Consider the following 11,794-nt stretch of genomic DNA (forward strand, 5'->3'; position numbering starts at 1 on the left):
AGGTCCCTGATACACTGCCGGGTTGCGGGGAGGGAAGAGGCCCTTCGCTGGCTCTTGCCGTCGGCAAGGTCCGGCGGGCGTCATTTACTGGACCGATCGGCGGTTGTACCGGCAGCATGTCGGAAGCCGCACGTATCGCCGCCCGTCATTTGCGCTCCGGGTGGCTGATATGCGGGCCGGCCCGTCGAAACCAGCGGATCTCGCCATGCCGTATGTTGAGTCGGTCGAACAGTTCGTTAGCTTGGTCGAGAACACCGGCCCGCAGATCTTCCGCGGGCAGACCCGGGACTGGGCGGTGCTGCCGGGCATATTGCGACCGACGCTGGCGGACGCGAGGCAGCGAAATCCGGAGCTCGAAAAGAATCTACTTCAGCGTTTCAGGCTGAACGCCGCCGCCTACATCCCGGTGCTCGAGCGGACGGAAAAGCCAGACTGGTGGCGGTGCGCCGCCATCGCCCAGCATCACGGACTGCCGACGCGGCTGCTGGACTGGACCCGCAACGCGCTGACCGCCTTGTACTTCGCGGTCGCGGGGAAGCACGCGGCCGCAAACCCGGCCGGGCCGGACGCTGCCGCGCAGGATAGCGTGGTGTTCTGTCGGCCCCTGCCGGAGGTCTTCACCTTCGGGAAGTTCAGTCGTTGTTTTCCCTGGATGCATGCGGACGGGCAGGTGATGTTCCTGCAGCCGGACGTCACGCATTCGCGGATATTCTCGCAGAGCAGCCTGTTTTCGGTGCATCCGGGCTCGCCGGTGGACAAGGTCGGCGCTGAAGCCTATGCCGCCGACCTCCAGGCCATCCGTATTCGGGCGTCCGACTGCGATCGCATTCAGATCGGTCTGGCGCGCCTGGGCGTCCATCGGGTGTCGTTGTTTCCGGACGCCGACTCGGTCGCCAGCCATGTCGTCTGGGAGGTCGACCGGCGGATCGACCGGTTGAGCGACCGGGTAATGCTCGGTATTTCGGACCAAGAATCCCTGGGCTCACGTTAGTCCGGATCAGGCCCCGCCCGGCTACTCCGCCGCCTGCGCCGCCGTCGCCCGCTCGCGGGCCTTGCGGCGGAGGATCCGCAGGCGCGAGTGCAGTTCGTCGCGCTCCAGGTAGATGCCCTGCAGCCAGCGCGCGCCGGCGGCCGGGTCGAAGGCGGCGCGGCCGTGCAGCATGCGGCGGTTGTCGAACAGCACCAGGTCGCCGGGCGCGTAGCCGTAGGCGAGGCGGAACCGCGGGTCGCGGGACAGCGCGAAGATCCGCCGCAGCGCCCGGTAGGCCGGGCCCATGCGGGCCGCCGGCAGCGCCATCGGGCCGCGCAGGAAGCCGGCGATCCGGACCTCGACCGGGGCCCCGGTGGCGGAATCGAGCACGATCACCGGCGACAGCCAGCGGTAATCCGAAGTCTTCGAGCGATTCTGGAAGGTGAATCGCTCGCCTGTCAGGATCCGGTAGGTCTCCGGCTCGTGCCCGGCCAGGTATTCGGCGATCCGGAAGCCGTCGACCATCACCGCCTCGCCGCCGGACGCCGAGTTCTCCAGGCAGTGCAGGATCTGCAGGCCGGGCTGGTACTCGCGGGTCGGCAGGTCGACATGCGGGGTCAGCTCGAGCGCGGTGTAGGCGTTGGAGTCCGGGTCGACCTTGGAGCGCACGTCGAACACCCGGCCGAAATTGGTCTCGCGCACGGTGCCGATGTGGCGGGCGATCGCGTCGACGGTGCCCGGCTCGGTCGACACCCCGCGCAGCCGGCCGAACCCGTAGGTCGCGACCGCGGTCAGCCAGGCCTCCAGGGTGGCGTCGTCCTCCAGGATGCGGCTGCCGTCGAAGCTCGGCGGCGCCGCCATGGTCGCGGCGTCCCAGGTGACCGGGGCCGGCCGGTCGTCGGCGTCGAAGCCGCCGCCGTCATAGGCGTGGGCGGCCAGCCAGCCCGGGTGGTAGCGGCTGGCGGCGACCCCATGGCTCCAGCTCACCAGCACGCCGCCGCCCGGCTCGACCGTGGCGGCGGTGGCGTGGAAGTCGTCGGGCAGGGTCGACAGGTCTAGGGTCGGCTCGCGGGTCGCGCGGTTGACGTGCTCGGGCATCGGCGAGTTGTCGATCAGCCACCAGGTGTCGAAGCGGCTGGCGGTGCCGTCGGCCCAGGTCACCACCACGTCGCTGCCGACGACGGCGGCTGCCGTCGGCAGCCGGCCGATCGGCCAGGCGTCGAAGTCCGGGGTCAGCAGCGGTGCGTCGGTCATGCGGGATCTCCGTGCCGGAGCCATGCCACCAGAACAGTGTGGCCCCGGTCGATCAACCCCGCTGTCGCGGATGCGCCAGTGTTGTGTGGCAGGGCCGTCATCGCGGGGGTGGGTGGGTTCCGGCTCCGTCCCGCCTGCGGCGGTCCGGTCCGGGCGGTCCGGTCCGGAATGACGACGGTATCGGGAAGGGCTGCCGATAGGGCCCCTCCACGCCGTCAGCCGAGCTGGTCGCGCAGGGTGCGCATGAACACCCGGGCGCCGATCGGGATCAGGTCGTCGGGAAAGTCGTAGTCGGGGTTGTGCAGGCTCGCGTGGCGCTCGCCGGATCCCAGCAGGAACATGGCCGAGACCGCGTGGTCGCCGAAACGCCCGAAGTCCTCGGACGCGCGCATCGGCAACGGGGCGGTGTCGCAGATGGCGACGCCTTCGGCGGCCAGTGCCGCGCGCAGATGGGCCACCGCCTCCGGGGCGTTCTCGCAGTGCCGGAACACGTCGTGATAGTCGATCTCGAAGCCGAGGCCCTGCGCGGCGGCGGCCTCGGCGACCAGACGCTCCGCCCGTTCCACGAGGCTGTCCATCCGGGCGTCGACCAGGGTCCTGAGCGTGCCCCAGATCTCGGCCCGGCCGGGCGCGATGCCGAAGGCCGGCTCGCCCATGCTGGCATGGGTGATCGTCACCATCGCGAAGTCCTCGTCGAGGCCACCGCCGCTGCCGAGGCCGGTCAGCGCCGGCATCAGCCGCGCCACCGCGGCCATCGGCGACACCCCCTGTTCCGGCATCGAGGCGTGCGCGGTCTTGCCGGTCAGCACGATCCGGATGCCGCGCGAGGCGCAGTTGGCCGGCCCCTCGGACAGCCCGGCCTGGCCGAGCGGCATGCCCGGCATGTTGTGGTAGGCGTAGGCGAAGTCGGGGCGGATCTCCCGGAACTTCGGGTCGGCGACCACCGCCGCGGCGCCGGCGCCGTTCTCCTCGGCCGGCTGGAACAGCACCACCGCCCGGCCGCGTTTCGGGCGCTGGCGTCCGAGGCCGCGCGCGAACGCCGCCAGGGTCGCCATGTGGCCGTCATGCCCGCACATGTGGCCGCGGCCGTCGGCCGCCGAACGGTGCGGGATGTCCGAGACCTCGGCGATTGGCAGGCCGTCGAGCTCGGCCCGGAACATCAGCGTCGGCCCGGACTCCGACCCCTCGTAGACCGCCGCGACGCCGTGGCCGCCGATGCCGGTGACGATCCGGTCGGCACCGGTGGCGGCCAGGAACCCGGCGACCTCGCGGGCGGTCTCGACCTCGGCGCCGGACAGCTCCGGCATCCGGTGCAGCTTCCGCCGCCACTCGGTCAGCTCGACCACGTCCTGGTTGGTGAGAAACATCGCGGGCTCCCGTTCGTCTCGCGCCTCCCTGTCTAGCGCGAACGCCACAGCACCGGCCAGGGGCAGCCGGGGTTCAGCTCGCAGGCCAGCCGGGCGCTCCACAGCACCAGCAGCAGGCCGGCGACCACGGCGACCAGCACCGCGACCCGGCCGATCCACAGGCGCAGCGCGGATCGTCGTCGGGCCATGCCCTACGGCGGCGCGACCAGCGACGGGTCTACCAGCGACGGGTCTGCTGCGACCTGCCCGAACAGGGCCGGCACGCCGCCGGTATGGAGGAAGCAGGCCGGCTGGTCCGCCGGAATGGTGCCGTCGCCGCGCATCCGCAGCAGCCCGGCGAAGGTCTTGGCGGTGTAGGTATGCTCGAGGAAGAAGCCTTCCAGGCCGGCACAGGTGCGGACCGCCGCCACCGACTCCGGGGTCGGGCGGCCGTAGCCGGGGCCGAGCTGGTCCATGTGGATGCGCATCCGGCGGCGCCAGTCGCCGGCCGGCACGCCGGCGAGCGTCTCCACCGCCCCGACGATGACGGCGATCCGTGTCGCCAGTTCGTCCGCCCCGTATTCGACGCTGACCAGATGCACCGTCAGGTCGAGGTCGAGCAGGGCGCAGCCATACAGGAACCCGGCCTCGGTCGGCCCCATGGAGCCCGGCAGCACGACGTGGCGCAGGTCGACGCCGGCACTGCGGGCCTGGCGGACCAGTTCCTCGGCGGCGCGGGCATAGCCGAGGGCGCCGACCGCCGGGTCGCCGATCAGGTAGGGCCGGCGGCCGGCAGCGGCCAGTTCCTCGGCGGCTTCGCGCGCCATCCGGCCGCGCGTGGCCTCGTCGACCGGGCCGAGAAACCGGATCCCGGCGCCCAGCAGCCGGTTCAGCATGAGGTTCCCGACCTCGCCGGCCGGCGGGTCGCCGCCGTGCAGGATCAGGCAGTCGAGGCCGAGCTTCGCGGCGGTCGCGGCGGTCAGCCGGCACTGGTTGGACTCCGGCGCACCGGCGACCACCAGGATGTCGGCGCCCCGGCGGCCGGCCTCGCCGATCCAGTACTCCAGGCTGCGCAACTTGTTGCCGCCGAGGCCGAGGGCCGCGACGTCGTCGCGCTTGGCCCACAGCGAGCGGTGGCCGGTCACCGCCTCGAGCCGTTTCAGGCGCTGGAACGGGGTCGGGCCGTCCAGCAGGTCGACACGGGCGAGATGCTCGAGCATCGCGATCAGGGGCCGGCGACCGGCGCGTCGGCCAGCAGGGCGTCCAGGCGCGCCCAGATGGCGTCGAACCAGCGGTCGCTGCCGGTGCCCAGCATCAGGTTGTGCGGGGCGTCGTCGAGCCGGATGTGGGCGCCGCCGTAGAACTCCGCGATTGCCAGGTCCTGGCCGGGCGGATGGCGCTCCGGGTCGTCGCGGCCGCCCTCGACGACCAGCACCGGCACCCGCACGGCGGCCGGGTCGACCGGCACCCTCAGGCCGTAGCGGTCGTTCAGCACGGCCGGACTCTCGGCACACAGCCTGCCGGCCAGCTCGGCCTCGGTCAGATGCGGGCAGTAGCGCGGTCCGGCGACCGCCGCCGACAGCGGCGGGGCGGCCTCGGTCGTGGGGACCAGCGGAACCTTGGCGGCGCCGGGCATGTTGCCGGGCGGCGACGGGCAGACCAGGACCAGGCCGGCGGTCGGGCGCCGGGTCGCCGCCAACGGCGCCAGCAGGCCGCCCAGGCTGTGGCCGACCACCACCGGCGGCCGGTCCAGGGCGTCGATCGCCGCGACCACGTCCTCGGTGAAGCCCAGGGCGCCGGTCTGCAGGTAGTCCGGCGGCTGCGGCAGGCCGCCATGGCCGCGCCAGTCGAGGGCGGCCACCTCGCGGCCGTCGGCGGCCAGCCGCTCGACCCAGTATTCCCAGCACCAGGCGCCGTGGTAGCCGCCATGCACCAGCAGCACCGGCGGCCGCGGATCCGCAGCCGCCGGGGGCCGGTGCCAGAGCCGGGCCGGACCGAGCGCCGTCCCGGTGCCGAGCGACACTACTCCGCCGCCTTCACCGCCGCCGAGCCGTAGACCGGCATCCGCCACTCGGCATGGGCGCCGGAGAAGCCGTGGCAGACGTCGAAGTAGGTCTCCTGCAGGCGCTTGGTGATCGCCCCGATGCTGCCGTCGCCGACGCTCAGGCGGTCGATCATCGTGACCGGCGTGACCTCCCAGGCGGTGCCGCAGAAGAACGCCTCGTCGGCCGCCACGATCTCGGAGCGGTCGACGTCGCGCTCGACCGTCGGAATCCCGAGCTCGTCCAGCAGCTGCAGCACGGTGGTGCGGGTGATGCTCTCCAGGATGTCGTTGCTGGTGCTCGGCGTGATCGCCTTGCCGTCGCGCACGATGAAGAAGCACATGCCCGGGCCTTCCGAGACCTTGCCGCGGCTGTTCAGGAAGATCGCGGTGTCGTAGCCGTCGGCCTGGGCCTGCATGGAGGCGAGCCGGCCGTTGTTGTAGTTGGCGTTGCACTTCACGCGCATCGGCATGGCGTTGTCGGCCACCCGTACCCAGGAGCTGACCTGGGCCGAGACGCCGGAGGTGATCTTGGCGATGCGCGGCCGCTCCAGCGCCGTGATCGCCAAGCCCACCGGTCCGGTCACGCCCGGGGCGGCGCCGCCCTTCAGGTAGGCGGTGGTCATGATGTGGACGTTCTCGCCCTTGAAGCCGTTGGCGCGCATCAGCTCCAGGGTCTTCTCGGTCACGTAGTCCGGCGAGAACACCTCGTCAAAGCGCATGAAGCGCTGCGAGAAGGTGAAGCGGTCCATGTGCTCGTCCATGCGGAAGACGAACATTTCCTTGGCCTGCTCGTTCCAGTAGCCGCGCAGGCCCTCGAACACCGATGCGCCGTATTTGAAGGCACCGGTCGAGACATGCACGGTGGCGTCGTCCCAGGGAACGATCTGGTCGTCGAGGAAGGCGAAGCGCGGCTGGGCCATGGCCCTGTGTCCTTTCAAACGAGGTGATCGCGCGAGCCTAGATCCGCCGGGAAACCGCGTGCAAGAGAATCGGTGGTGCGGTGCGCCTTGGCGTCTGCGGGCAGCCATATCGTCACCGTGGTCCCGATGCCGGGGGCACTGGCGATCTGGAACTCCCCGCCGAGGATCTCGACCGTCCGCTTGGCGAGCGGCAGCCCGAGCCCGGTCCCCGGCTGCGGCTGGCTCCACTGGCCGGGGACCCGGCCGAACGGGGTCAGGGCGATGTCCAGGCCATGCTCGGTCATGCCGATGCCGTTGTCCGAGACGACCAGCCGCACGCCGCGGCGCGCCGCGTCGAACGACACGCCGACTTCGACGGCGCCGCCCGGCCGGGAGTACTTGATGGAGTTCGAAACGATGTTGAGGACGACCTGCCGGAGCTTGCCGGCGTCGCTGGTGATCGAAGGGATACCGGGCTCTATCGTCCGGCGCAGGACGATGTTCCTGTCTTCGGCATCGTGGTTGAGCATGTCCAGCGCCGATCGGACGACCTCGACCGGGTCGACCGCTTCCCAGGAGACCTCGGTCTTGCCGGCCTCGATCCTGCTGAGGTCGAGGACGTTGCCGATCACCCCGAGAAGGTGCCGTCCGGCGCCGTGGATGTCCTCGGCGTATTCGACATAGCGGGGCTGGCCGAGCGGGCCGAACGCCTGGATCCGGAGCAGTTCCGAGAACCCGATGATGGCGTTGAGCGGCGTTCGGAGTTCGTGACTCATGCCGGCCAGGAAGGCCGACTTCGCCCGGCTGGCTTCGAACTCGATCGCGTATTCGGCGCTGAGCTTCAGTCGCTGCGCCTGCTCGTCGAGCCATCGGTGCTCGGCGCGCCGCAGGACCCAGAGCTGGGTTCCGAATGCCGCCAGCAGGACCGCGACCACCAGCAGCATCGCGCCGACGGCCTCGGGGCGCTGCAGGATGCCGGCCTCGAGGTCGGTAACGTCGGAGTAGATCTCCAGCACGGCGATGATCCGTCCGGTGTCGGCGGGCACGCGCGCCGGGATGTACGATTCCAGCACCACCAGGTCGGTCCGCGGGCCGGCGATCGCCTGAAACGTCGCCTTCCGGGTCAACCGGCTCGCGACGTCCCCGGCAAGGGCGGCCTGATAGTTCGACTCGTCCCAGTAGTTGCTGCCGATCTGCGCCGGGTCGGTCGAATAGAGCGTGATCCCGCGCAGCGAGTACACCTTCACCTTCAGCACCCGGGTTCCGGCGGCGATCTTCCGCACCTCCGCGTCCAGCCGCTCGGTCCGCGGATCCGTCCGGATCGCGGCGGCGTCCATGCCGTCGGCGACCGCGACCAGCGAGCCGTAGTCGTGCCAAAGCGTGTTGGCGAAGATCTGCGCCATGGAAGCCGCGACCGCCTCCACGCTGCTTTTCAGATTGGCCAGCACCACGAAGTGGTAAGAGCCGATCAGCAGGGCTGCGGCAAGAACCGCGATCGGAAACCCGATCAGTGCGAACTGCCGCGACAGCATTTATGCGATTCCTCGTTGTAGATTGCCGCACGGTCGCCCACGGGATGTCCGCTCGGCCCGAAGGCATCGGCAAGGAATCACATATTCGTTTAAGATTTTCTGAAAACCGGGGGTGGCGCTCCGGCTAGCCCTTCATCGCATTCATGCCGGCGAGCCGCAGCTTGTCGGCCTTGTCGGGCCCGTCGACCAGTTCGACCAGGCGGACGGTGTTGTACAGATCGACGACCGAGACCTCGGCATCGTTCTTCTCGAGCCGGGCGATCAGTTGCTGGCCACGGGCATCCAGGCCGCTCCCGATCTTCTTCATGGCCGCCGAGATCTCCTTCGCCGTCTCGGGATCGCCCGAGAACCGGCCGCACAGCCGCAGCGCGACGATCCGGTCTTCGGCCGCACGCAGGTTCTGCATCTCCTGGTCGGCCGTTGCCATCGGGTCGTCCAGCCCCGCGATCGCCTCCAGCGTTGCCTCGACCGAGCCGGTCACCACATGCTCGCGCGCCACCCGGCCGAGTTCGCCCTTGACCCGGTCGATCCGGCGCGCGAACGCCCGTCCGCCGCCGACGGCCCGTGCCGAGCGGTCAAGGGCCTCGACCTCCCGGCCGAGCGCCCGGGCGATGTCGGCCTTCGGCAGGTCCTCGTCCGCCAGTTCGTTGCGCACGTCGACCAGCCGGTCCTCGCTCTGGCTGACCACCGCCTCGCCGGCCTGCTCGCCGGCGGCCCGCAGCAGCTCGCCGGCGCCTGCCTCGGTCAGCTTCTCGAACAGGTCGCCGAGGATGCCGAGGTCGCGCAGCCGCGCCATCAGCACGAATATCACATAGGGCACCGCCGTCCGGTCGAGGGCGGCGACGGTCTTCAGGGCCTGCACCAGCGCGGCTATTCCCTGTCTTCCGATCCCTTCGATCGGGGCCGGCGGCAGGGCGGCGCGAAGCTCGAGGATGGGGGGGGCGATCCGCAGCAGGATGGTGACGTCCTCGAGCGAAGCCAGAACCGGCTCACCGCCGAGTGCGTCGCGCAGCTTCGTCCGGCCGTCGGCGGACTTGCGGGCGGCGGCGTCGCGCGCCGACAGCACCCGGGCGCCCTCCGTCCACAACGGCCCGCCGGCGGCCAGGATGGCCGCGGTGTCGTCCGGCTCGGCGGTCTTCAGGGCGGCGGACGTGCCCTCGATCACGCCCGGCGACGCGTGCTCGGCGAACAGCGCCCAGATCGGACCGATGGCGGATCGCGGGATCCGCCCGACCGCCTTGCGGTCGGTTCCGGGGTCGTACAGCAGGTCCTCGAACGGCAGGCAGAACAGCCGCTGCGGTGTCGGCCGGCGCGGCGGCCGGGCCATCGACATGCGCGGGCGCAGGCGGCTCAGCACGGCGTCCGCGGTCGCCCGCTGGTCGAGCTTCAGCCGACGCGCCTCGAGCGCCCGCACCAGGTCGACGAACTGCGGCTCCGGGATGTCGAAGACGCGGCCGGCCAGCAGGTCGAGGGAACGGTCGGGAGGGGAGGTCGACATGCTGGCCCCCTTAGAGCGCGCGCGCCCGGCGCTGCTCGACCCGCAGCAGCAGGTCGATGTCGACCTCGCCGGACTGCCAGCTCTGCATCGGCTTCACGAACTTGCGCAGGGCGTTCTCGATGTCGCCCCAGGCGTCGCCGGCCTGCCGCTCCAACTCCTTCTTCGGCACCAGGGGCAGCATCCGCACGATCTCCTCCATGGCGTCGACCTGTTCCCAGATGGGCGATTCCAGGACGCTGTCCCAGATCGTCAGGACATGGTCCCAGCCGTCCAGCAGCCAGGACAGCCGGTTGACCCGCTCGCCGATCGCGCTCTCGGTCCTGCGCCAGCTCGCCAGGCTGCCGGAGAGGTCGGTCGCATAGGCGTCGACCTCCTCGATCACCGGATATCCGATGTCGAGGGTCAGCTTCGCCACGTCGGCGGTCAGGAAAGACATGCCGTCCGGGTCTGCGTTGGAGCGCCGGCCCCATTCGTCGACGTTCATCCGGAACGCCTCCAGCCGCTTCATCAGCCTGCGCAGTCGGCATTCGTGCGGCATGACCGGCAGTCCGAGCGGGGCGATCATGTCGGACCATTTCTCGAGGCTGGCGTAGATCTGCTCCGAGGAGGCGCCGATCCTGCGGCCGATGTCGTCGAGGATCTGCCGGACCTTGCGCTTGCCGTCGGGCGACGACAACTCCGCGACGGTCAGCTTGGCTGGCGCCGACGACAGCCGGTCGACCACCGAGTTGATCAGGTAGAAATTGGTCAGCAGCCGCTCGTTCTCCTCCTGCTCGAGCGCCGCCTTCGAGCACTCGATGGCGTCGGGCCCGGCAAGCCCGGTCATCGCGGTCTGGTTGGCGCAACGCCGCATGGCGCGCGGCGTGGTCGCCTTGGCGTCGGCGATCGCTTCGTGCAGCACCCGGTCGTGCACCGACATCCGGAACATCTCGCGCACCGAGGGCCAGGCGATCACATAGATGCCCGTGCTCCCCGACATGCCGGGAACCAGGATCTCCAGCGCCTCGTCGCGGTCGGACCGGACCCGCGAGAACGCCAGCGTCGGGGTCGTGAAAGGGGCGACGACGCCGCGCTCTTCGAACGTCGCGGGCCAGTACCGCGTGCTCAGATGCCCGCTCTCGGAACCGCTGCTGTCGTTTGCCGCCTCGGTCATCGAATATCCGTCAATCGTCCCTTGCTTAGACCTTCGCCGAAATCCCGATGCAACGCACCATGGAATCGCGGCGGCGGGGCCCCGCGCTCAGCAGTTGGCGGTCCCGCCGAGCACCCGGAACCGGTCGATATAGCGGCGCTTGGCCTCGTCCGGCGGCACCGGCTCGATCCGGATATCCCGGCCGGTCCGCGGGCTGCCGAAGAACCGCCGGGCTTCGGCCGGGTCGAAGCCGGCGAGCTGGGTGGCCTCCAGGTAGGCGGCGATCCGGTCGGCCCGCTTGATCAGCTTGGCGATGCCGGCCGGCAGCTCGGCCGGCAGCCCGACCCGCAGGTGGACGGCCCGCATCAGCCCGGCCTCGACGGTCTTGTAGTCGGGTCCGATCACCGCCTTGAACGGCGTGATCATGTCGCCGACCACGTATTCCGGGGCGTCGTGCAGCAGGCTGGCGAGCCGCCAGCGCTGCGGCAGGTCGCGAACGAGCAAGCCGGCGATCCGCTCGACCAGGACCGAGTGCTGGGCCACCGAATACGCCCATTCCCCGGCGGTCTGGCCGTTCCAGCGCGCGACCCGCGACAGGCCGTGGGCGATGTCCTCGATCTCGACGTCGAACGGCGACGGATCGAGCAGGTCCAGCCGGCGACCGCTTAGCATCCGCTGCCAGGCCCGCGGGGCGTCGGCCGCGCGGCTCACCGGCGGCGTCCCGGCCGGCGTGGGCGGCGACTGCCGAGGGCGGCCCACAGGCCGATCCCGGCGAGCGGGCCGGCGACGATCAGCAGGCGGGTGAACAGGGCGATATTGCGTTCCATCACATACTGGGTCTCGAACAGGATTTCGCAGCGGCCGCGGGCCGCGGGTTCAGGATAGCGACCGGCGCAGCCGCGCATGCCGAGGTCGCGGTCGCGTTCGATCGCGGCCGCGGTCGCCGGCCAGTGCCGGACGGCGAACAGGCCGCCGGCCGCGGCCCAGACCGCCGCCGCGACCAGGGCACAGATCAGGATCACCGGGCGTCGCATGCGCCCCGACATAGCGGTGCGGGCCCCCGGCGGCAATCGGCCGCTTGCATCGCCGGGTCAAGCGCCCGCATCCTCCGGTCCGACA

The 11,794-nt window shown here is 70.9% G+C and carries 12 protein-coding genes; 1 reads left to right on the forward strand and 11 read right to left on the reverse strand.

Annotated features, from left to right (window positions below):
* Window positions 1–205: 205 nt before the first annotated feature.
* Complete coding sequence (locus RIC31_RS09905; protein WP_350105958.1) at window positions 206–991, forward strand: FRG domain-containing protein; 786 nt, start codon at window positions 206–208, stop codon at window positions 989–991.
* 21 nt (window positions 992–1,012) lie between these two features.
* On the opposite strand, the gene RIC31_RS09910 is transcribed toward RIC31_RS09905, so the two are convergent.
* From RIC31_RS09910 to RIC31_RS09960, 11 genes are all read right to left on the reverse strand, one after another.
* Window positions 1,013–2,224: a TauD/TfdA family dioxygenase gene (locus tag RIC31_RS09910; protein ID WP_350105962.1), complete on the reverse strand. Its 1,212-nt coding sequence runs from the start codon at window positions 2,222–2,224 to the stop codon at window positions 1,013–1,015.
* 215 nt (window positions 2,225–2,439) lie between these two features.
* Window positions 2,440–3,591 carry an amidohydrolase gene (locus RIC31_RS09915; protein WP_350105965.1) on the reverse strand — a complete coding sequence of 384 codons (1,152 nt, stop codon included), beginning with the start codon at window positions 3,589–3,591 and terminating at the stop codon, window positions 2,440–2,442.
* Window positions 3,592–3,623: 32 nt separating this feature from the next.
* Window positions 3,624–3,779 (reverse strand): hypothetical protein, encoded by a 156-nt coding sequence (locus RIC31_RS09920; RefSeq protein WP_350105968.1) that lies wholly within the window; start codon window positions 3,777–3,779, stop codon window positions 3,624–3,626.
* Between the two features lie 3 nt (window positions 3,780–3,782).
* Entirely contained in the window at window positions 3,783–4,790 is a 1,008-nt protein-coding gene (locus RIC31_RS09925) for a pyridoxal-phosphate dependent enzyme (RefSeq protein ID WP_350105971.1), read from the reverse strand.
* A gap of 5 nt (window positions 4,791–4,795) precedes the next feature.
* Window positions 4,796–5,593 (reverse strand): alpha/beta hydrolase, encoded by a 798-nt coding sequence (locus RIC31_RS09930; RefSeq protein ID WP_350105973.1) that lies wholly within the window; start codon window positions 5,591–5,593, stop codon window positions 4,796–4,798.
* Window positions 5,593–6,534, reverse strand: a complete 942-nt coding sequence (locus RIC31_RS09935) for a branched-chain amino acid transaminase (protein ID WP_350105975.1) — start codon at window positions 6,532–6,534, stop codon at window positions 5,593–5,595. The genes RIC31_RS09930 and RIC31_RS09935 overlap by 1 nt, the downstream gene beginning before the upstream one ends.
* Window positions 6,535–6,548: 14 nt before the next feature.
* Complete coding sequence (locus RIC31_RS09940; RefSeq protein ID WP_350105978.1) at window positions 6,549–8,045, reverse strand: sensor histidine kinase; 1,497 nt, start codon at window positions 8,043–8,045, stop codon at window positions 6,549–6,551.
* Window positions 8,046–8,169: 124 nt separating this feature from the next.
* Window positions 8,170–9,543 carry a hypothetical protein gene (locus tag RIC31_RS09945; RefSeq protein WP_350105980.1) on the reverse strand — a complete coding sequence of 458 codons (1,374 nt, stop codon included), beginning with the start codon at window positions 9,541–9,543 and terminating at the stop codon, window positions 8,170–8,172.
* A gap of 10 nt (window positions 9,544–9,553) precedes the next feature.
* The gene (locus tag RIC31_RS09950; RefSeq protein ID WP_350105983.1) at window positions 9,554–10,696 is read right to left on the reverse strand and encodes a hypothetical protein; all 1,143 of its coding nucleotides are present in this window, start codon (window positions 10,694–10,696) and stop codon (window positions 9,554–9,556) included.
* An 87-nt stretch (window positions 10,697–10,783) separates the two neighbouring features.
* Window positions 10,784–11,386, reverse strand: coding sequence for an HD domain-containing protein (locus RIC31_RS09955; RefSeq protein ID WP_350105986.1), 603 nt, complete (start codon window positions 11,384–11,386; stop codon window positions 10,784–10,786).
* Complete coding sequence (locus RIC31_RS09960; RefSeq protein WP_350105989.1) at window positions 11,383–11,709, reverse strand: hypothetical protein; 327 nt, start codon at window positions 11,707–11,709, stop codon at window positions 11,383–11,385. The genes RIC31_RS09955 and RIC31_RS09960 overlap by 4 nt, the downstream gene beginning before the upstream one ends.
* Window positions 11,710–11,794 lie beyond the last annotated feature (85 nt).

It is taken from the genome of Thalassobaculum sp. (assembly GCF_040219615.1).
Taxonomy (GTDB): Bacteria; Pseudomonadota; Alphaproteobacteria; order Thalassobaculales; family Thalassobaculaceae; genus Thalassobaculum_A.

What these genes read in the sequence shown, in the direction of transcription:
- RIC31_RS09905 (WP_350105958.1), top strand. Translation starts at nt 206, where the DNA reads ATGCCGTATGTTGAGTCGGTCGAACAGTTCGTTAGCTTGGTCGAGAAC.
- RIC31_RS09910 (WP_350105962.1), bottom strand. Translation starts at nt 2,224, where the DNA reads ATGACCGACGCACCGCTGCTGACCCCGGACTTCGACGCCTGGCCGATC.
- RIC31_RS09915 (WP_350105965.1), bottom strand. Translation starts at nt 3,591, where the DNA reads ATGTTTCTCACCAACCAGGACGTGGTCGAGCTGACCGAGTGGCGGCGG.
- RIC31_RS09920 (WP_350105968.1), bottom strand. Translation starts at nt 3,779, where the DNA reads ATGGCCCGACGACGATCCGCGCTGCGCCTGTGGATCGGCCGGGTCGCG.
- RIC31_RS09925 (WP_350105971.1), bottom strand. Translation starts at nt 4,790, where the DNA reads ATGCTCGAGCATCTCGCCCGTGTCGACCTGCTGGACGGCCCGACCCCG.
- RIC31_RS09935 (WP_350105975.1), bottom strand. Translation starts at nt 6,534, where the DNA reads ATGGCCCAGCCGCGCTTCGCCTTCCTCGACGACCAGATCGTTCCCTGG.
- RIC31_RS09940 (WP_350105978.1), bottom strand. Translation starts at nt 8,045, where the DNA reads ATGCTGTCGCGGCAGTTCGCACTGATCGGGTTTCCGATCGCGGTTCTT.
- RIC31_RS09945 (WP_350105980.1), bottom strand. Translation starts at nt 9,543, where the DNA reads ATGTCGACCTCCCCTCCCGACCGTTCCCTCGACCTGCTGGCCGGCCGC.
- RIC31_RS09950 (WP_350105983.1), bottom strand. Translation starts at nt 10,696, where the DNA reads ATGACCGAGGCGGCAAACGACAGCAGCGGTTCCGAGAGCGGGCATCTG.
- RIC31_RS09960 (WP_350105989.1), bottom strand. Translation starts at nt 11,709, where the DNA reads ATGCGACGCCCGGTGATCCTGATCTGTGCCCTGGTCGCGGCGGCGGTC.